This window comes from Blautia sp. 1033sp1_1033st1_G9_1033SCRN_220408 (genome assembly GCF_040929965.1).
Classification (GTDB): Bacteria; Bacillota; Clostridia; order Lachnospirales; family Lachnospiraceae; genus Blautia_A; species Blautia_A ammoniilytica.
This window is the reverse complement of record NZ_JBFKZO010000008.1, coordinates 103,335-124,657: the sequence shown is the minus strand read 5'-3', so window position 1 is coordinate 124,657 and position 21,323 is coordinate 103,335. Positions and strand designations below refer to the sequence as shown.

At 40.1% G+C, this 21,323-nt stretch carries 16 protein-coding genes; 15 read left to right on the top strand and 1 reads right to left on the bottom strand.

Annotated elements, in window-relative coordinates; all coding sequences use genetic code 11:
• Positions 1-52 precede the first annotated feature (52 nt).
• The 12 genes from AB5916_RS08395 (at position 53) to AB5916_RS08340 (ending at position 16,810) form a co-directional block, all read left to right on the top strand.
• On the top strand, positions 53-1,675 hold the full coding sequence (locus AB5916_RS08395; protein ID WP_368190268.1) for an ASKHA domain-containing protein: 1,623 nt from the start codon (positions 53-55) through the stop codon (positions 1,673-1,675).
• A gap of 2 nt (positions 1,676-1,677) precedes the next feature.
• Positions 1,678-2,439, top strand: a complete 762-nt coding sequence (locus AB5916_RS08390; RefSeq protein ID WP_368190267.1) for a DeoR/GlpR family DNA-binding transcription regulator — start codon at positions 1,678-1,680, stop codon at positions 2,437-2,439.
• A 140-nt stretch (positions 2,440-2,579) separates the two neighbouring features.
• Positions 2,580-3,668 carry a Gfo/Idh/MocA family protein gene (locus tag AB5916_RS08385; protein WP_158421274.1) on the top strand — a complete coding sequence of 363 codons (1,089 nt, stop codon included), beginning with the start codon at positions 2,580-2,582 and terminating at the stop codon, positions 3,666-3,668.
• Between the two features lie 2 nt (positions 3,669-3,670).
• Positions 3,671-4,504: a sugar phosphate isomerase/epimerase family protein gene (locus AB5916_RS08380; protein ID WP_368190266.1), complete on the top strand. Its 834-nt coding sequence runs from the start codon at positions 3,671-3,673 to the stop codon at positions 4,502-4,504.
• Positions 4,497-5,276, top strand: a complete 780-nt coding sequence (locus AB5916_RS08375) for an alpha/beta fold hydrolase (RefSeq protein ID WP_368190265.1) — start codon at positions 4,497-4,499, stop codon at positions 5,274-5,276. Before AB5916_RS08380 ends, AB5916_RS08375 begins: the two co-directional genes overlap by 8 nt.
• A gap of 131 nt (positions 5,277-5,407) precedes the next feature.
• Positions 5,408-5,956 (top strand): phosphatase PAP2 family protein, encoded by a 549-nt coding sequence (locus AB5916_RS08370; RefSeq protein ID WP_368190264.1) that lies wholly within the window; start codon positions 5,408-5,410, stop codon positions 5,954-5,956.
• A gap of 292 nt (positions 5,957-6,248) precedes the next feature.
• Entirely contained in the window at positions 6,249-6,914 is a 666-nt protein-coding gene (locus tag AB5916_RS08365; RefSeq protein ID WP_158421270.1) for a GTP pyrophosphokinase family protein, read from the top strand.
• Positions 6,915-6,978: 64 nt separating this feature from the next.
• On the top strand, positions 6,979-8,139 hold the full coding sequence (rlmD, locus tag AB5916_RS08360) for a 23S rRNA (uracil(1939)-C(5))-methyltransferase RlmD (RefSeq protein WP_368190263.1): 1,161 nt from the start codon (positions 6,979-6,981) through the stop codon (positions 8,137-8,139).
• Positions 8,140-8,414: 275 nt separating this feature from the next.
• A complete protein-coding gene (locus AB5916_RS08355) occupies positions 8,415-10,448 on the top strand; it encodes a restriction endonuclease subunit S (RefSeq protein WP_368190261.1) in 2,034 nt (677 codons plus the stop codon).
• A 55-nt stretch (positions 10,449-10,503) separates the two neighbouring features.
• A complete protein-coding gene (locus AB5916_RS08350; protein ID WP_368190259.1) occupies positions 10,504-13,665 on the top strand; it encodes a type I restriction endonuclease subunit R in 3,162 nt (1,053 codons plus the stop codon).
• Positions 13,666-13,677: 12 nt separating this feature from the next.
• The gene (locus AB5916_RS08345; protein ID WP_368190258.1) at positions 13,678-15,744 is read left to right on the top strand and encodes a DUF262 domain-containing protein; all 2,067 of its coding nucleotides are present in this window, start codon (positions 13,678-13,680) and stop codon (positions 15,742-15,744) included.
• A gap of 31 nt (positions 15,745-15,775) precedes the next feature.
• On the top strand, positions 15,776-16,810 hold the full coding sequence (locus tag AB5916_RS08340; RefSeq protein WP_368190256.1) for a virulence RhuM family protein: 1,035 nt from the start codon (positions 15,776-15,778) through the stop codon (positions 16,808-16,810).
• Positions 16,811-17,507: 697 nt separating this feature from the next.
• On the opposite strand, the gene AB5916_RS08335 is transcribed toward AB5916_RS08340, so the two are convergent.
• Positions 17,508-18,692: an IS110 family transposase gene (locus tag AB5916_RS08335; protein ID WP_368190254.1), complete on the bottom strand. Its 1,185-nt coding sequence runs from the start codon at positions 18,690-18,692 to the stop codon at positions 17,508-17,510.
• Positions 18,693-18,999: 307 nt separating this feature from the next.
• Between AB5916_RS08335 and rhuM the strand changes: the two genes are divergently transcribed.
• The 3 genes from rhuM (at position 19,000) to AB5916_RS08320 (ending at position 21,301) form a co-directional block, all read left to right on the top strand.
• Positions 19,000-19,992, top strand: coding sequence for a RhuM family protein (rhuM, locus tag AB5916_RS08330; RefSeq protein WP_368190252.1), 993 nt, complete (start codon positions 19,000-19,002; stop codon positions 19,990-19,992).
• A 417-nt stretch (positions 19,993-20,409) separates the two neighbouring features.
• Complete coding sequence (locus tag AB5916_RS08325) at positions 20,410-21,186, top strand: CpsB/CapC family capsule biosynthesis tyrosine phosphatase (RefSeq protein WP_173726881.1); 777 nt, start codon at positions 20,410-20,412, stop codon at positions 21,184-21,186.
• On the top strand, positions 21,179-21,301 hold the full coding sequence (locus AB5916_RS08320; protein WP_262582731.1) for a hypothetical protein: 123 nt from the start codon (positions 21,179-21,181) through the stop codon (positions 21,299-21,301). The genes AB5916_RS08325 and AB5916_RS08320 overlap by 8 nt, the downstream gene beginning before the upstream one ends.
• Positions 21,302-21,323 lie beyond the last annotated feature (22 nt).

The following is a 21,323-nucleotide window of genomic DNA, read 5'->3' as shown; positions in this document are numbered from 1 at the left end:
AAAGGGTTTGTGGTTCTGAAGACAAAAGAATTGCAGGCTCTTTTTCTATGGAATGGATTGTGGTATGATACAGAAAAACGAAAGAAAGAGAGGAAGAGAGAACGATAGTTCTCTTTTCGAAGAATTATTATATATGGATGGAATTTCAAAGAAAATATATCTGGAATTACCCCTTCCCACAGAAGAAGAAAACCGGTCAGATCAAAAAAGAATACTGGATGGTCTGAAGCAGCTGGGAATAGAGGCCTACATGCCTTTAAAGATTTTAAGAAAACTATACCCATTATGCGAGGATGCAGAATATAAGCTTACTGTCTCCTTATCCTGGGATGGAGAAGGGTGGGTGATCGCAGAACTGGAAAAAGGTGATACCAGTCACAGGCACTATGGACTGGCAGCAGATCTTGGCAGTACCACAGTGGTGATGCGGCTGATAGATTGTACAACCGGAGAGTGTATCAGAGAAGTAAGCTGTTATAACCGGCAAATCCGCTTTGGAACAGACATCCTTTCCAGGATTTTTTATTGCAAGGATGCTCCGGATAAACTGGAAGAAATACGGCAGGAAACCATTGCTTCGTTAAAAGAATGTATGAAGGAACTTGAGCAAAGCAGTGGGGTACAGATGCAGGACTGTATATCCATGGTGATTGCAGGAAATACAACTATGATTCATTTTCTGCTGGGCATGGATCCGTTTTGTGTATTTTACACACCTCATGCCTTGCGGGCTGACCAGCCTGGCTTCTTAAAAGGTGAGGAGCTGGGAATTCCTGTAAAAGGCTATGTGTACTGTTATCCTTCCAAATCCAACTATCTGGGAGGAGATATTATCAGTGGGATGATCGCTACAGAAATATATAAGTCCAAAGATATCAATATCTTTTTTGATATAGGTACAAATGGGGAGCTGGTGATCGGGAACCAGGAGTTTCTTTTATGTGGTGCAGGAGCAGCCGGACCGGCTTTGGAAGGCGGTGTTGTAAAAACAGGCATGCGTGCATCCAAAGGTGCAGTGGACAGGGTACATATTGAAAAAGGACAGATCTACTGTCATGTGATCGGAGAAGGGAAGCCGGAAGGAATCTGTGGATCCGGGATCATTGATCTGCTGGCTGAGATGTTTCTTTGCGGCTGGGTGGATATCCGGGGAAATCTTGTTCCAGAGAAAAACAGCAGGATCCAGGAAAAAGAGGGAATGCTGGCAGTGGAATATGCACCTGGGCTTTTCTTTTATCAGAAAGATATTCAGGAATTTATCCGTACAAAAGCAGCAGCCCATACTATGGTGGAGATCATGCTGCGGGAATCCGGCATTACCATGGACCAGGCTGCAAATTTCTATGTGGCAGGAGCCTTTGGAAAGCATGTATCAAAAGAATCTGCCATTGCAATTGGTATGTATCCGGATATGGATCGGAACAGGATCATTAATGCAGGCAATTCATCTCTGGAAGGGGCACAAAAGCTTCTGCTAGAGAGGTCATGTTTGGCAGATATAGATAGGATCATAGAGGAAATGGTGTATATCCAGTTTGCAGCTGTGGATGATTTCCTGAATATGATGGTGGCAGCACAGGCTCTTCCACATACTGATTATCAGCGTTTTCCTACAGTTATGGAACAGCTTAAGAAACGGCAGGCAATAGAAAACCAATCAGGAAAGGAACTGTGAAAATGGCGCAAAGTGCAATGCTAAAGGAAGAACGACATCAGCAGATCCTGAATATTTTGTATGCATCCGGCAAAGTAAATGTAGAGGAACTTACCAGGGTATTTGGCTGTTCCCATGATACCATACGACGGGATCTTTCTGAACTGGAAGAGCAGGGGATCCTGAAAAGGGTATACGGAGGGGCTATTCCCTGGAAACGGCCGGCACCAGGCATTGATGCCAGGAAAAATGTGGATAAGGATGAAAAGTATCTGGTGGCAAGGAAGGCTGTAGAGCTGGTGCACCCGGGCGAACTGATCGCCATTGACGGTGGGACTACCAATACCTTGTTTGTATCGCTTCTTCCTGTATCCATCCGGCTTCGGGTAGTGACCAACAGCTTTCCTGTTGCAGAGGAATTGCGGAAACGTCCAAATGCAGATGTTACTTTTCTTGGAGGCCACTACAATAAAGGTTCCCAGACAACGGTGGGGGAACTGGTGCTTTCCCAGCTGAAGGACTATCATTTTGACCAATGTTTTCTGGGAGCTTATGCTGTAGATGCTAAAAGAGGGGTATCTGTACCCTATCCTTATGAAGATGAAGCTCCGGTAAAGAAGTATCTGGCAGAAAACTGCAGGGAACTGAATGTACTTTGTGATAATTCAAAGCTGGATAAAGAAGCAAATTACATCGTATGTCCGCTGGAAAGAATCACCCATCTTGTATGTTCCAGAAGGGTTCCAGAAGAGATGAAAAAAAGATATTTAAATAAAATCATATGAGTGAAACAATGAAACACGCATAAACACGCATAATATATGCTTGAAATACGCATGCAAAAATCATACAATGAACCTGTTAAAAAGAATCCGAACCTCTTTAATGGACAGTAAAAAATAAACAGGACAGGAGTTATGATACAATGAAAACAAATGTAAAAAAAGACGAGCGTTGTTTAAAGGTTGGTGTACTTGGCTGTGGAATCATCTGTCAGGCTGCCCATCTGATCGGATGCACGAAAGCACATAACATTCAGCTGGAAGCAATTTGTGATGTGGCAGCAGAACTTCGTGAAAAAATGGCTGCTATTTATTCCCCTAAAAAGGTATATGACGATTACAGCAAAATGCTGGCAGATCCGGAAATCGATGCAGTGATCATTGGTATTGGGGATCAGTTTCACGTACCATGTGCAAAACAGGCGATTCTTGCAGGAAAGCATGTTTTTGTGGAAAAGCCTATGGGAGTTTCCATTGAAGAATGCCAGGAATTAAAAGAAATGGCAGAGGAGAGAGGGCTGTTCCTTCAGGTGGGTCATATGAAGCGCTATGATGAAGGCCTTCAGTATGCCAAGAAATTTAAAGAAGAAAAAATGGGCGAGATCACAACATATAAAGGCTGGTATTGTGACAGTGTAGGCCGTTATACCCTTACAGATAACGTGATGCCTGTTTTGTATTCCAGTGATGCAATGAAGAAACCGGCAGGCAATCCAAAGGCAGTGCTGGATCATTATTACCTTCTGGGACATGGAAGCCATCTGTTTGATACAGCTCTTTATTTTATGGGGGATATTGACTGCGTTTCCGCAAGATATGTACATAAAGAAAAGGTTCATTCCTGGCTGATTGACTGTAATTTTGCCAGTGGAGCCATTGGTACTTTGGATCTTACCATTGCAATTGCACAGCAGTGGCATGAAGGCTGTGAGATTTACGGTACAGGCGGAACAGTCTATGCTAAGACCTTTAATCCATGGGAATTCCGTTCTTCTATTGTAGAATGCTATGATAAAGAAACCAATGTTTCTTCCACACCTGCAGCATATGACGGCCAGTTTTACAGAAGAGAGCTGGAAGGCTTTGCAGACAGTATCTTAAACGGCACACCGTGTACAGGGGCAACTGCAGATGATGGAATGATGGTGATGCGTGCATTGATCGCAACCTATCAGTCTGTACAGCAGGGTGGCAAATGGATCGCATTAAAAGACGTTAAGGGAGGATTATGATCATGAAAGAAATCGGTATTTTTTCCAGAACCTATGAGATTGGTGATCTGGAAGAAACATACAGAAGAATGACTGCAAATGGCATTACACATACTCAGTTCAATCTTTCCAATGCAGGTCTTCCTTCCCTGCCGGAGCATGTGGCAGAAACCAAACTGGAAGAGATCCGTACACTTACTGCAAAATATAACATCCATCTGGATGCACTTTCCGGTACCTTTAATATGATCGATCCGGACGAAGAGGCGCGAAAAAAAGGCTGTGACCAGTTTAAGCTTCAGTGCCAGATCGCCAGATATCTGGGTATTCCCATTGTTACACTTTGCACTGGATCCAAGAATAAAGAAAGCAAATGGAAATGGCATGAGGACAATACCAAGCAGTCTTCCTGGGACGACCTGATGAGAACCACAGAGACCATTTTAAAATATGCAGATGATAATGATGTGATCCTTGGTGTGGAAACAGAGGCAAGTAATATTATCTGTTCTCCTGAGATCGCAAGAAAATATATGGATGCTTCCGGCAGTGACCGGATCAAGATCATTATGGATGGTGCAAACCTGTTCCATGACGGTGATGCAGCAGACATGGAAAAGGTTCTGAAGGAAGGTTTTGAGATCCTTGGAAGGGATATTGTTTTGGCACATGCAAAAGATATTTCCTTTAAAGGAAACACAGAGTTCGTAGCTGCCGGACAGGGAGATCTTGATTTCAGACTGTATATTGATCTTCTGAAAAAGACAGGATATGAAGGTGCACTGATCATGCATGGTCTTTCAGAAGAACAGATACCGGTAAGCAAAAAGTTCCTGGAGGAGATTCTTAATGTATAAATGGATAAATCATGGTCTTCACCTGGAATATGAGATCAGTGGTGAAGGGATACCCTTCATATTTCTGCATGGAATGGGAGGAAGCGTAAAGCAGATCCAGTCTACCTATGAGCCGCTTGAAGGGGTATGCCTGATCAATCTGAACCAGCAGGGCCACGGCGAAAGTGAAGCCTGCTGGGAGAAATTTGACTTTGATCATCTTGCTGATGATGTGTGTGATTTAATGGATAGACTGGAAATTAAAAAGGCGTACTTTGCAGGAATCTCTATGGGAGCTGCAGTATGTCTGAATCTAGCTGTAAGATATCCCCAGAAGGCCGAAAAGCTTCTTCTGATCCGGAATGCATGGACAGATCATCCTATGTCAGATAAAGTTCAGAAAGCGTATTATGATCTGGGAGCCTGTCTGCAGGAAGGTGGTATTGAGCGTTTTTATACCACTGAAGGGTGGCAGATCGTAAAGGAGCCGTCTGCTTATACCTGTAATGCGTTTACTTCTCCTTTTGAAGATAAAGCCTGTGTTAAATACTGGCAGAAATATCAGATCCTGCCGGATAAGACACCTATTCCTAATGTGGAGGTGCTGAAGAATATCCAGGTTCCTGTTACCATTCTGGCCTGCAGGAATGATTTGTGCCATCCTTACGAATATGGAGAATATCTGGAAAAGCATATTCCTGGTGCTGTGCTTTTGGAAATCCCGGATAAGGATAAAGATGGTGCCCTTCACAAACAGATGATCAATGAAGCAATCCGTGAAATGCTATTTTAAAAGGATTTATTCGTGAAAAGATGATTTTATATTCGGCAATGCTGTTTTACAAGCTTTACATTTTGGGGTAAATAGTGTAATCTGTTTTCTGATATTCTTTTTGCGTACTAAGAAAAGAAAGGGTCAGAAAAATGAATATAATTCAAAATGCAGATATCTCTATTCTTTTATACATCCAGGAGCATATCCGAAAAGAATGGATGAATGGCTTCTGGAGGACCATCACATTTCTGGGAGACGGAGGATGGTTCTGGATCCTTCTGGCGGTTGTCCTGCTGATCATGAAGAAAACCAGGAAAGCAGGCGCGGCAGCAGCAATTGCCCTTGTGATCGGAGCGCTGATCACTAATGTATGTCTGAAAAATATGGTGGCTAGAGTCAGGCCATATGATACATACAGTGCGTTGATCCCAATTGTCACCAAGCCAATAGACTGGTCTTTTCCATCAGGGCATACCTGCGCTTCATTTGCAAGTGCTTTTGTGTATTTCAGGCTTTTGCCAAAGAAATACGGGATCCCGGCCCTGGTCCTGGCCTGTATGATCGCCTTTTCAAGGCTGTATCTGGGAGTTCATTATCCTACAGACGTCCTGGCCGGCTTCTTGATAGGCCTGCTTGCTTCAGCGCTGGCGGTATGGATGGTTCGCCGCTTTTACGATCATAAAAAGGAAACTGTATAAACCAGTAAATGTTGTAAAAAACTCCTGCAAAGATACCTCCGGATGAAATGTATAAATGCCACATCTTCTTAATACTGAAAAGAGTTCTTCAGTAATAAGGAATGTGGCATTTTTATGATTTTACCAGGATTTTACAGAAACATATGGATAATAAGCACAAGGATCCTGTATTATTTCATCATTTATCATTGGCATTGAGGAAAATTTATTGTATTATTGTAACTATTCAGTAGAAAGTAACTGTGATGATACTGAACAGTTACGTAGGATTGGATCAAGGAGTGTATCGTTTATGGGGAATAAAGAAGATAAGAATATAATCGGGGAAAAAGAAGCAGCAGAAATCAGGAAAATATACAAAGACATGCAGAAGGATCAGTTCTATCTGCAGGGACAGTATGCCATCGGTATTGTAGAAGCAAAGGCAAAGATCATTGATGAACAGCTTTCCATGAAATATCAGAGAGAAGTTATGAAAAGTATTACCGGAAGGATCAAAAAGCCGGAAAGCATATATGCCAAGCTTGTGAGGAAGGGACTGGATACAGATCTGCAGACCGCAAGAAAAAAGCTGAACGATCTGATCGGTGTAAGGATCGTCTGTCTTTTTCTTGATGATGTATATGAAGTGGCACAGATCCTGAAAAAACAGCAAGATATCAAAGTTATCAAAGAGAAGGATTATATTGAAAAGCCAAAGAAAAACGGGTATATGAGTCTTCACCTGATCGTGGATATCCCTATTTATTTCAATGAAGAATCTGAGACAAAACGAGTGGAAATACAGATCCGTACTGTTGCCATGGATTTCTGGTCTGTGCTGGAGTACCAGTTAATGTACAAAAAAAACGTATCTGGTGCAGAAAAGGCAGCCAAGGAACTGAGGGACTATTCGGAGGAAGTGGCAGCTTTGGATGAAAAGATGCAGAAGCTGCGGAATACTATCGAGAAAATATAATGATCGAAATATTAGAATCATTGTGGAGTTTTTATAAAAGTCTGCAATGCTTTTTGGAGGAAAAATGAGCGAAGAAAAAGTATTAAGTTGTGCATATGCAAAAAAATGCGGAGGGTGCAGATACCAAGGGATGCCCTATGAGAAGCAGCTTGCCAAAAAACAGAAGCAGGTACAGGAATTGCTGGGAAAATATGGAAAAGTGCAGAAAATCATAGGGATGAAGAATCCATATTTTTATCGGAATAAAGTACATGCAGTTTTTGACCGTGACCGGAAAGGAAATATTATTTCCGGTATATATGAGCCCAGATCCCATCGGGTTGTATCTATTGACCAGTGCCTGATCGAGGATGAGAAAAGCCAGGAGATCATCCGTACCATCCGTGGCATGCTGAAATCCTTTAAGATCAAGACATATGATGAAGATACCGGATATGGACTTTTACGTCATGTACTGGTACGCAGAGGTTTTACCAGTAAAGAGATCATGGTGGTTCTTGTAACTGTTTCACCGGTTTTTCCGTCAAAGAATAATTTTGTGAAAGCACTGAAAAAGGCACATCCTGAAATCACAACAATCGTTTTGAATGTAAATGACAGAAATACAAGCATGGTTCTTGGAGACCGTGATATTGTGCTTTACGGAAAGGGTTATATTAAGGATAGCCTTTGTGGCTGTACCTTCCGTATTTCACCCAGGTCTTTTTATCAGGTAAATCCAAAGCAGACGGAGATCCTGTATGAGAAAGCTGTGGAATATGCAGACCTGACAGGAAAAGAAAGTGTGATCGATGCCTATTGCGGCATTGGCACCATCAGCCTGATCGCAGCGAAAAAAGCAGGAAGGGTAACAGGAGTTGAACTGAATAAGGATGCAGTAAAAGACGCCAGGATCAATGCAAAAGAAAATAAAAGTTCCAATGTACGCTTCTGCGAAGGAGATGCAGGGGAATATATGGAAGCAATGGCTGCTTCCGGACAGACCGCCCAGGTTGTATTTATGGATCCGCCTCGTGCAGGAAGTGACCAGAAATTTCTAAGCTCCCTTGTGAAATTAAACCCTGACCGGGTGGTGTACATTTCCTGCAACCCGGAAACCCTAGCCCGTGACTTGGGATACCTTACCCGGAAAGGTTATGCTGTCAGGAAGATCCAGCCAGTGGAGATGTTTTGTTTTACCGAGCATGTTGAGTGCGCAGTTTTGTTGTCAAGAAAAGATAAATAAGTGCCAGAAAGTGGCATATTGACCGGCTTTTTGTAAGGTTAGCATCATCGTAAGAAACCTTGCGGAAAGCTCGGTTTTATTATATGGAAACATATCTACTTTTCGGCCTGATTAGAGAAAAAGTGGATGGTCGGAAAAAACGGTAGGGTTTAGGCAGCGTATTAGATGTCAGAGGTTGTGGCACTAGAATTGTTGTCAGAGCCGACCGCAGTTTAAGCTACTCGATACTAAGAGATAGACTTGGCAGTGGAATAGATGACAGGAGGATTTGGTATATGGCTGATTCGAAGATTACAATATTTTATTCTTGGCAATCTGATTTGCCGGGAAGTGATACAAGGAACATAATACAAGACAGTATCAAAGATGCAGTTCGTTTGTTGAGAGATACAGTTGATATTGAAGCTGACCGTGATACAAAGGGAGAATTTGGGTCCCCGGATATAGCGCAGACAATTTTTTCAAAGATTGATGATTGCGATATTTTTATTGCAGATGTTAGTGCGGTATGTCAATACGAGACAATTGATAAAGATGGAAATAAGAAGATAAAATATATGCCGAATCCTAATGTAATGCTTGAGTTAGGATATGCTACGCATGTTGTAGGTTGGGACAGAGTAATATGTGTTTTGAATTCTGATTTTGGAGCACAAGAGAATATGCCTTTCGATATCGCAAGTCGAAGATTGACTCCATTTTCATTAAAAGATGGAAAAAGCAAAGGCGAAATAAAACGGTATATAAAAGGTGTAATACAAGATACCGTTGAAAATGTGCTGGAAAAGGGCAAGCGTGTCAAATCAGGCTTCTCCAATTTACGTATAGGTAGTTACGATGATGGAGTGATTTCTGATAGTCTCAACCCGTATGAAATATCGAAGGCTTCTTTATTCATTAAACATAAAGAGCAAATACTAGAAGAATGCGCTGTGCTGTTAGAGCAAATCAAAAAGATTGGGATACCAAACCCTCCAGAACTTCATAATGTAGAGGAAGAAAATGATTCTTCTAAAGATGTTCCTGATATTATTCGTGAAGATGGAACAGTGTTAACTCCAATAAAAAATTCCTTTAAGTTGAACTTGTTTCAAAGACACAGGGTAAACATCAAAGATGAGGATAAAAAAGCTATTATTGATTTAGCAAAAGAATATCTTAATGTAGATCTTTCATGTGATAGAGACTTCTTTGATTTTGGAAATTTGGAAGTGCAGCCAGAATTATTAGGCGGAACGTCTTATGACGGAACACAAGAGGAAAAAGATAAGCATAATAAAATAACAGAGTTAGAATACAGTTTACATCGAGTGCAGATGATGGACTGGTACGTAACTACCTTTGATGGAATGTTGTTTTTGCCGCTTGCAATTGAAAATGTTTCTACTGTTTACGACGAAGATGTTGATATTCACTTTAGTGTTAAAGGAAATGTTGATATAATTCGCCCATCGAAAAAACTGATAAAATCTGAAATGCAGGGATTGGAGGGCTTGATTTATGAGGAAGATATCATTAAGGAACTTTTATTGATGCCAGAAACAGCAGATATATCCTATGATACCGACATATCTTACAACATAAATGATAGTTTAGCAGAGAGTCAAGCTACTGTCAGAGCACAGTTTAGTGGAGCCGGAATTAATGGGAATTTAGAGCAGCAAGCAGAAGCTCTTTTTCACTCATTATTTATTGAGAATGCTAATCCAATATGGGAAGATGGTGTGCTTTCCGACCTTGGAACTGTAGTCGCAGGTGGAACTCCATCCAAAACAAAGCCAGAATATTACTCCGAGCAAGGTATAGCATGGATCACTCCAAAGGATTTATCTCTTAATAAGTCAAAATTTATCTCTCGCGGTGAAATTGATATTTCAGAATTAGGACTTTCCAAGAGTAGTGCAACCAAAATGCCAACCGGAACAGTTTTGTTTAGTTCCAGAGCGCCTATTGGGTACATTGCCATTGCTGCCAATGAAGTAACAACTAATCAGGGATTCAAATCGGTAGTTCCAAATGAAAATGTTGGTACAGCCTTTATGTATTATCTTCTGAAATTTTTATTGCCAACCATCGAGGGAATGGCTTCAGGTTCAACTTTTAAGGAAATATCAGGCGCAGGGATGAAATCTGTTCCTGTTGTAATTCCAGATAATGAGACTATTGAAAAGTTCAATGCCTTTTGTACTCCAATCTTCCAACAGCAGGAAGTGCTTGAAGCAGAAAACTCACGACTTGCTGATATTCGAGATACGTTGTTACCTAAGTTGATGTCTGGCCAACTTGATGTCTCTGACATCGACCTTTAAACCGCTAAATTCTTGTTTACCATAGAAATATAACGAAAAATACAGGAGGTTGAACATGCCAAATTTATTTACAGAGGATACATATGAACAGGCAATCATTGAATTGTTTGAAAACATGGGCTATGACCACCTCTACGCTCCGGATTTTGATAGAGATTATACCAGTCCGATTCTGGATTCTATTCTGAGAGATAGTTTGGTGCGTATCAACCGTGGTCTGCCTGTAGAAGCTATTGATGAGGCAATGGCCAAATTGAAGAATTTTGATACCGGAAGCCTGCTGCAGAAGAATATGATATTTATGGATTATCTGCAAAATGGCATCACGGTTAAGTTCTTTGTGAAGGGCGAGGAGCAATCGTCGATTGTACGTTTGATTGATTATCAAAATATAAAGAACAACTCTTTCTATGTGGTAAATCAGTTTACATTCCTTGAAAACGGAAATAACCGTCGTCCGGATATTATTCTATTTATAAATGGATTGCCGCTTGTTTTAATGGAATTAAAGAGTCCGGCGAAAGATGAAGTGGGAGCGGAGAATGCATTCCATCAGATTCGCAATTATATGCAGGACATACCATCTATCTTTTATTATAACGCAATCTGTGTAATTAGCGATTTGTCTACGAATAAAGCAGGAACGATCACTTCCGGATTAGATCGCTTTATGGAATGGAAAACAAAAGACGGTAATTACGAAGATACTGCGTATGCGTCCTTTGAAACTTTCTATGAGGGTATGTTCCAAAAGGAGCGTCTGTTGGATATCTTGAAGAATTTTATTCTTTTCTCGGGCGTTAGCAATAGTCGTTTCAAAGTATTAGCCGGATATCATCAATATTTCGCAGTCCGCAAAGCAATCGAAAAAGCAAAGGTAGCAACTAAGACCGACGGCAAGGGTGGCGTGTTCTGGCATACACAGGGCTCCGGTAAGTCATTATCTATGGTTTTCTATGCACATTTATTGCAGGATGCATTAGACAGTCCAACAATCGTAGTTATGACAGACCGTATTGATTTGGATGATCAGCTTTATGCACAGTTCTTACAATGCGCAGATTTTTTGCGTCAGACACCGGTACAAGCAGAGAGCAAGGAACATTTGAAGTCACTTCTTGATGGCAGAAGTGCGAATGGAATCATATTTACTACGATGTTTAAGTTTGAGCGTGGAGAGAAAGCCTTATCGGAACGTAGAAACATTGTTGTTATGGCAGACGAAGCACATCGTGGGCAGTATGGTTTTGATGAGAAAATCGTTATGTCAGAGAATGAAAACGGTGAAAAGGAAGCGCATACGGTAATTGGTAATGCCCGTGTTATTCATGACGCATTGCCAAATGCTACATTTATTGGTTTTACTGGTACACCGATCTCAGCTAAGGACAGAAATACTCGTGAAGTGTTTGGTGACTATATCGATGTTTATGATATGACACAGGCAGTGGAGGATGGCGCCACTCGTCCGGTTTATTATGAAAGCCGTGTGGTTCATCTAAAGTTGGATGAGAATACGCTAGCGTTAATTGATTCCACTTATGATGTCTTGGAGCAACAATCCGACGCGCAAACAATCGAGAAGAGCAAAAAGATGCTTGGCCAGATGGAAAGCGTATTGGGAGCAGATTCTACAATTGAATCTCTTTGTGATGATATCGTTGAACATTATGAAAAATACAGAGCAAATCTTCTGACAGGTAAAGCTATGATTGTGGCGTATTCTCGTCCGATTGCAATGAAAATTTACCGCCGTATCTTAAAAATTAGACCTACATGGACAGATAAAGTGGGTGTGGTCATGACTGGCGGTAACAATGATCCAGAAGATTGGAAAGAGATTATCGGAACCAAAGCGCACAAGGAGGAACTCGCGAGGAAATTTAAAGATAATAATGATCCGATGAAAATAGCCATTGTTGTAGATATGTGGCTTACCGGATTTGATGTACCTTCTTTGGCGACTATGTATGTGTACAAGCCAATGCATGGCTATAACTTGATGCAGGCAATAGCTCGTGTTAACCGTGTATTCAAGGATAAAGAAGGTGGATTGATCGTTGATTATGTTGGAATTGCGTCAGCTCTAAAGGCGGCGATGAAAGAATATACGAAGCGTGATCAGTCTAAATATGGTGACATGAACATTGCAAAAATGGCCTATCCGAAGTTTCAAGAAAAGCTGCAGGTCTGCAAGGATTTACTGCATGGCTTTGATTTTAGCGGCTTTGTAGGTGGCTCTCCGCTTACAATGGCTAAGCTTATTACGGGTGGTGTAAACTTTATTCTCGATGCAAGTGTACCAGAAAGAAAAGATTTGTTCTTGAAGGAAGCTATGCTTTTGAAACAGTCTCATTCGCTTTGTTCCAGTATGACAACAGAACAGGAAAGGCATGAAGCAGCTTATATGGAGGCTTTGCGATCTACGGTTATTAAAATCACTTACGGTGGTACTGGTGGAAAGAGCCTGTCGCTTACCGAGATTAACGATCAAATCAACGAACTTTTGAAAGCGGCAGTACAGAGCGAAGGTGTCATCAGCTTATTTGACAGCAGCAAAAGTGGCGGTGAAAATTTCAGCTTGTTTGATCCGGCTGTTTTGGATGAAATCTCTAGAATGAAGGAAAAGAATATAGCTGTTGAGATTTTGAAAAAACTTATGGCTGAGCAGGTGGCCCTTTACAAGAGAACAAATGTGGTGCAGTCACAAAAATTCTCAGAAAAGATAGCGCAACTGATGAACTCCTATTATAACGGATTAATCACCAATGAAGAAGTTATTAAAGAACTGCTTAAAACTGCGGAGGAAATTGCAAATCTCTATAAGAATGGTCAAGAGTTGGGACTTTCGCAAGAAGAGCTGGCATTTTATGATGCACTTACAAAACCAGAGCATATCAAGGATTTTTACAAGAATGATGAATTGATTGCTCTGACAAGAGAACTTACAGAAATGCTTCGCAAAAATCGCACTATCGATTGGCAGAAAAAAGAAACCGCTAGAGCACAAATGCGTAAGATGGTTAAGCGACTCCTTAAGAAATATAAGTATCCGCCGGAAGATTACGATTTTGCAATAAGCACAGTAATTAGTCAGTGTGAGCTTTGGACAGATAATGTGGAACCACGAAAAGAGGAAAAGCTATATAAATATGTGTCTGAAATAGAACTAAGCAAGGTGGCAGAAGATACTGTTTCTTACGGAGAAAAGAAGTAATGGAGGTGCGGTATGGATGCACGTAAAGGCAATATCTATGAGATATTAAATGGAAATAAACAGTTTTTGATTCCAGTTTATCAGCGATTTTACAGCTGGGACATTGATCAGTGTAAACGACTTTGGAACGATATTGTAGAGATGCAGAGAAAAGGTAAAGCTGGTCATTTTGTTGGATCTATTGTTAATATTGCTGAGCAGGCAATGCCAACAGGTGTTCAGAAGTATATGATTATTGATGGGCAGCAGCGAATGACTACGTTAACGCTTCTCCTCCTGGCTTTGCGCGATTATGCAATAAAGAATCCTAGTGACACAACAATTAATGCTCGTCGTATAGATAATATGCTTCTAAAAAATGAGTACGAAAATGGTGATGAACGGTATAAGTTACTGTTAACCGAAACAGATCGGGACATTCTTATAAGCCTTATTGAGGAAAAGCCAATTGCAGAAGGTACTCGATCAAGGCTGATTGAAAATTACAACTTTTTCGCTAACAAGCTGGCCGATAAAGAAATTCAGCCTGCAGAGGTATACGAGTCAATTGGAAAATTACAGATTGTTAATATCACGTTAGACCGTACTGTAGACGATGCACAGGCAATTTTTGAAAGCTTGAACTCTACCGGTAAGGAACTTTCAGAATCTGATTTGATTCGTAACTATGTTTTGATGGGATTAGAGCCATCAGAGCAAACCTATGTATATGAGCATCTCTGGCGGCCTATGGAACAACTGTTTATTTATGAAACGCAAGGATCTGTAATGGATGCTTTTTTCCGCCATTACTTAACCATGAAGCTTTCTCGTATTCCAAAGCAAGGACGTGTATATGAAGAGTTCAAGTTGTATCACTTGAACTGCGAATTTGGAAGTATTAGAGAACTGTGTCAAGATTTGCTGGACTACGCAAAATATTACACTAACATCGTATTTAAGCGAAATTCTGACACGGATTTAAAGAAGTTATATGAAGATATTATTGATTTGAGAATGGAAGTATCTTATCCGTTCTTACTGAAAATTCATCATGACTGTACTGAAGAACTGATAACATCAGATGAATTGAAGAAAATTCTGAAGCTTTGTATTAGCTATGTCCTGAGACGTGCAATTTGCGAAATTCCGACTAATTCGATGAACAAGACCTTTGCAACGTTGAAGAATTATATTAAACCAGATGATTACCTGAATTCTGTTAAGGCATTCTTTGTAATGCAGGATACTTATAAAGAATTTCCAGATAACGATAAGTTTGAAGGTGCATTCGTAAATCGTGATATTTATAATATGCGTGCTAGAAATTATATCCTAAGTCGATTGGAAAACTTTGAAAACAAGGCTCCAATTACTATAGAAAATTACACCATTGAGCATATTATGCCGCAAAACAAAAACCTTTCTTTGGAGTGGCAAACTGATCTTGGCCCTGAGTGGCAGGAGGTCCAGAAAAAATATTTACATACAATTGGCAATCTTACTTTGACTGCATATAATTCCGAGATGAGTGACAGGCCTTTCTTGGATAAGATGGATATGCCGGGTGGATTTAAGGAAAGTGCACTTAGGCTTAATAAATATGTGGTTTTGCAGAATGAATGGAATGAGAAAAACATCCAAGAGAGAGCAAATGAATTAGCAAAGAAAGCAGAAGCTATTTGGCCATATCCAACTTTAACAGATGCAGAACTAGCACCATATCAAGCAGAAGAAAAAACAGTGCAGAAGTATTCCTTAGAATCATATGATGTTAATGCTTTTACAAGAATGCTGTTTGAGTCTTTGGATAAGCGTATTATGAACTTATCTCCAGCGGTGAAGAAGGAATATAAAAAATTGTATGTTGCTTATAAGCTGGATACTAATTTTGTTGATATTGTCTTCCAGAAACAAAGATTGCGTATTTCGATTAATATGAAGTTTTCAGAGATTAATGATCCTAACGGTATCTGCAAGGATATTACAGGTTTAGGACGCTGGGGAAATGGTGATGTAGAATTGTTTATGGAGCATCAGGATGAATTAGATCAAATCATGGAAATTGTGAAGCAATCCTATGATGCACAGGCAGAATAATGATTTGGGAACATTAAAGGAGGCCTCTTATTTGAAAAAGAAAAAAGATGAAATAACCATCCGTTCCAGTGCTGCAGAATACCTGACGTATGTTGCCTCTGTCGGCGACCAGCAGGATAGTATCGAGATGCGCTATGAGGATGAGAATATATGGCTGACACAGAAGATGATGGCAACATTGTACGATGTCGGCACTAACACTATAAATTATCATATTAAGAAAATCTTTGAGGACAGTGAGTTACAAGAGAATTCAGTTATTCGAAAATTTCGAATAACTGCTGCCGACGGAAAAAGCTACAGCACAAATCACTATTCCTTAGAGATGGTCATTGCAGTAGGATTTAAGGTAAATTCTGAGCGTGCGGTACAGTTCCGTAAATGGGTAAACCAGATTGCCAAAGACTACACCATCAAAGGATGGGTTATGGATGACGAGCGCCTGAAACGCGGAACTTATTTGACAGAAAAGTATTTTGATGAGCAGTTAGAGCGAATTCGTGAAATTCGAGCAAGCGAAAGAAAGTTCTATCAGAAAATAACTGACCTGTATGCCACAGCCATTGATTACGATAAGAATTCTGCAACTACCAGGAGATTCTACGCAACAGTTCAGAATAAAATGCATTACGCAGTTCATGGCCATACGGCGGCTGAACTGATTGTAGAAAGAGCTGACCATACAAGAGAGCATATGGGATTAACTACTTGGGCAGATGCTCCTGAAGGAAAAATTAAGAAGAGCGATGTTACGGTTGCCAAGAATTATTTGAGTCAGGATGAAATGAAACAGCTGAATCGTATGGTTACTGCATACTTAGATTTTGCTGAGAATATGACATTAAGGCATATTCCTCTCACGATGCAGGACTGGGAAAAAAGGCTTAATAGTTTTATTGAAATGTTTGATTATGGTATTTTGCAGGATGCAGGGAAAGTGTCAGCTGAAATTGCAAAGCTTCATGCTGAGACCGAATTTGAAAAGTATCGAGTCATTCAGGACAGATTGTTTATGTCTGACTTTGATAAATACATGCTGGAATTGGAAGAGAATGCGAAGAAATAACAGGAGTGTTTCTTCGTTTCAATGCCGAATTTTCAGGCTTAATAAGGTCGAGTGCATGGAAAACAGATCATCAGTTAGAACGAAAAATAGCCGTTGACCCGTTTTTGTAGGAAGAACGGACAAGGTTGAGACAATGGCAGTTCTTCGCCGAATTTGACTTTTATGTTGGAATCACTATAATAGTAGAAACGATAAAAAAGTTGAACTTTTTCCGTGGAAGGGCAAGGTTCAGGCTGCGATATGGATAGCAGAATGTATCAAGAATTTTCTGCTACAGAATTTGTGGATATGTTTCCGCAAACAAACGGAGATATTTGGGTACATGCCATATTAGTCTGGACAGGTTCCAGATGACTGACATCAATCCGGACCTATCGAGCCATGTGGAAACTGTGTGCCTCTTGAGCAAACGAAAACCAGATGCCACGGTAAAACTCAGTGTGGATATGGATGATTACTACCGTATTAAGGATGGTAAAGATGAGGAATGATGATTTCGCTAGAGTGACTCGTTCACGTTGATAATGTATCTGATTTTGGAGCTAATTATATAAAAATCAAGTAGTTTTTTAGAAAAATTGAATTTTAGTTAGCAAAAGTATGTACCTTGAAAATATGTGAATAATTATGGATTTTATGGCACGACAAATAGACCTTTCAAAGAAGGCTGAATTTATAAGGTAAGTGGTATGTATGGTTATATCAGTAAAGCGGGATCAAATGTCTGTCCGGTACTTAAAAGATGATAGATGATTCTTAAAAGTTTTCTGATACAGTGACCCTGGGCACATCTGTAACCTTTGCCTTCGATTAGCTTTTTGTTGTAATACGCAGTAAAGACCTTGTTGTGGTTGATAACCAGCAAAATAATCTGATATAGAGTTTTCCTCAGATATCTGGATCCTTTCTTGGTTATTGCAGTGTGTTGGGCAGTAAACTGGCTGGATTCATAGTGATATGGAGCAACACCAGCGAATTTGATTATTTGAGACGCTTTTGTATAGTTGCAAATATCTCCTAACTCCGCTAAAATAGAAGTACCAGAGAAGTGAGAAATTCCTGGTATGGAGAGGATAGGAGAGTTGTTTTGTAAGGAGAACTCTTCTATCTTTTTGTCTATTTCAGAAAGCTGTTCTTCAATCATTTCAATCTGACATACAAGATGTCTGATCTGTATTTCTTCGGCAACAGAAGGTATGCCGACAGAAGTTTTTGCCGCTGCTTTAAGCTGCTCAGCAGAAAGCGTGATCCGTTTTCCACGTCCTTCATACTCAAAGTATTTCCGGATGGTTCGAATATCAGAAGTTGCAATTTTTTCAGCAGAAGCAAAAGCTTTCAAAACATTCATATAAACAATACCATATTTTGACTGGAATAAGGAATTAGATTCAGGAAATACGATGTCGATACATTTTTGAAGACGGTTTTTATAAATATTTAATTCCTCTTTCAAGTTGTGATGATGACGTGTCAATTGCTTTTGTTCATAAAGGTCAAAGCGATTCACTTTTGTAATACGATATGGTTTCTTACGCTGATTAGAGCCGATCACATCACAAATAGTAAGAGAATCAAGAGGGTCATTTTTGGTGATTCCACCTTGAAGTTTTCTGGTAAGGTCAGTAGTTGTTGGATTGATCAGTGCAACAGTATAACGGATATCAAGAAGATATTTGAGTAAGGCAAAGTGATAATGCCCGGTGTCTTCCATACCGATTAAAAGGTCTGATTTGGAATATCTGTTTAGCTTTTTGATGAGGCACAGAAACCCTTCCTGATTATTAGTAAAAAGGGAAGGGTTAGAAAGTATTTCTCCAGTATTCTTGTCAACGATGGAGAAGGTGTGTTGGTTTTTACCAATGTCAATTCCGACTAAAATCATGATAATACATTCCCTTCGTAAAAATATGCAATGTGTTATCCATAGCACTTACTTCGTAAAACCTGGTACAAGATACGAATTCAAGACTCATCTAACTAATCATTATTTAGAAATAAGGTGTGGTAAGAACCTCCAAAAAGTAGTCAAAGCCACAGGGAAATAATATACAAATCCACATCACATATTTTAATAATACAAATGTATAACACCGTAATCAACCACGGATAGTAGGTTGATAGAAAGGAAAAGGTATATTTGTAAATGACCGTTAGATGAGTCAATTACAATATACCAGGAAAATTAATTTATGGACAAAGAAAAAGCAAATATGATTATTTATACGACAGAGGATGGTCTGACGAAAGTTGAAACTACTTTTGATGGTGATACAGTCTGGTTGTCTATTGATCAGATGGCAGAATTGTTTCAGAGAGATCGTAGTGTGATTGGAAAACATGTCAGAAATATTTTTAAAGAGGGAGAGTTAGAAAAAGAGTCAGTGTGGGCAAAATTTGCCTACACTGCTACTGATGGAAAAGTTTACAATGTAGATTATTACAATCTTGATGTTATTATTTCTGTTGGCTATCGTGTAAAATCAAAACGAGGAACACAGTTCAGAATCTGGGCAGCTGGGATTTTAAAAGAATACATGAGAAAAGGTTTTGCACTTGATGATGATCGTTTGAAAAATCTAGGTGGCGGTGGATATTTCAAGGAATTGCTAGAGAGAATCCGTGATATTCGTGCATCCGAGAAAGTATTTTATCGCCAGGTTCTGGAAATTTATGCAACGAGCATAGATTATGATCCGAAAGCGGAAATATCCATTGCATTTTTCAAAAAAGTGCAAAATAAAATTCACTACGCAATTCATGGACAAACTACAGCAGAAGTAATCTATAACAGAGCAGATGCAGAAAAAGAATTTATGGGACTTACTACTTTTAAAGGAAATCAACCAACATTAAAAGAAGCTGTAGTTGCAAAGAATTATTTATTTGAAAAAGAATTACGTGCAATGGGACAGCTGGTATCGGGATATCTTGATTTTGCAGAACGTCAGGCAGAACGGGAACAGGCTATGACAATGAGGGACTGGGCAGAGCATCTGGATCGGATTCTGACAATGAGCGGGGAACAGCTTTTACAGGGAAACGGAAGTATATCGCACAAACAGGCTGTTGATAAAGCAACGGACGAGTATAAAAAATATAAAGCACGAACACTCAGCACGGTGGAAGAAGACTACCTGAATTCAATAAAAATGTTGGAGAAAAAAACAGATAAAAAACAATGAGAACATCATCAGAATTAGTGGTCTGGAATTCCCGGTGTATAATGACCGGATACCAGGTCGAAACGGTGGCAGGCGGTAGCGGTGTAAAATCGCCTCTGCGGTCTTTTCATACAACGAAGTCAATCGCACCGCAGAAAATTTACAATTGACTTCATTGCTCCACACATCCCAAACAATATAAGCAAAAAAGCCGATAAGCTTGTGAGTAATCACAGGAATATGCTTTTTTTTATGAAACTCTTGATATATATCAAGATAAGCAGGTTTGCACTCTTGACAAATTTTGAGAAGAAATTTATATTACACGAGATTTAGTACATGATGTACTTGTATCATGCCGTTTTATACGGTATTAGCTGGTTTTGTACAGTATCATGCAGCGTAGTTCTCTGTATATCAGGTTTTGGAGAAAAGAATATGATTATTGACTTTCATTCACACATACTTCCGGGGATCGATGATGGATCCAGGGATCTGGATACATCCATGGCAATGCTGGAGCAGATCAGGGCACAACAGACAGACATTATGATAGCAACACCGCACTTTTGTGCCACACAGGACAGGATTGACACTTTTCTTCAACTTAGACAACAGGCCTATGATGCTCTTTGCAAAGCCACAGCAGAGCGTGGATGGACAGACTATCCACAGATTCTGACCGGCAGTGAAGTGGCATTCTTTAATGGTATCAGCAGATCAGAAGAGATCTGCAGACTCACCATAGAAGGCACAGATCTTCTGCTGCTTGAGATGCCCTTTGTCCCATGGAATGAACACATTATTGAAGAAGTTTCCGGCCTAATCCAGAATCGTCATTTACGGATCATGATCGCACATCTTGACCGTTTCATCCGGATGCCAGGCAACAAGAAGTACATCTGCCAGTTACTGGAACTTCCGGTGTACGTACAGCTTAATGCAGAATGCCTGACAAACTGGAGATATCGACATTTCTTCCTGAAAATGCTGGAAGAGGGCACTGCCCATGTTCTTGGCAGCGACTGCCATGGAGCCCATCACCGGGTACCGAATTTAAAGGCTGGCAGAGATATGATCCAAAAGAAAAAGGGCATACAGCTTCTGGAGAAGATTGACCGGCAGGGATATGAATTATTGTTTGACAATGGGCAGACGGTGCCCACGAAAGCAGCAGGATATTCAGAAAAAAAACGGAGGAGTAATAATGTCTAAAAAAGTATGTATCACATTCAGCGTGATATTATTTATCATTTTGGCAGCACTTATGTATTGTGAAGCCACCCATCCGGCAGGCGGTCCCGCTATGCTGAAAGAGATGATGAAGTGATCTGCCTGAAGAAGTTTAGAAA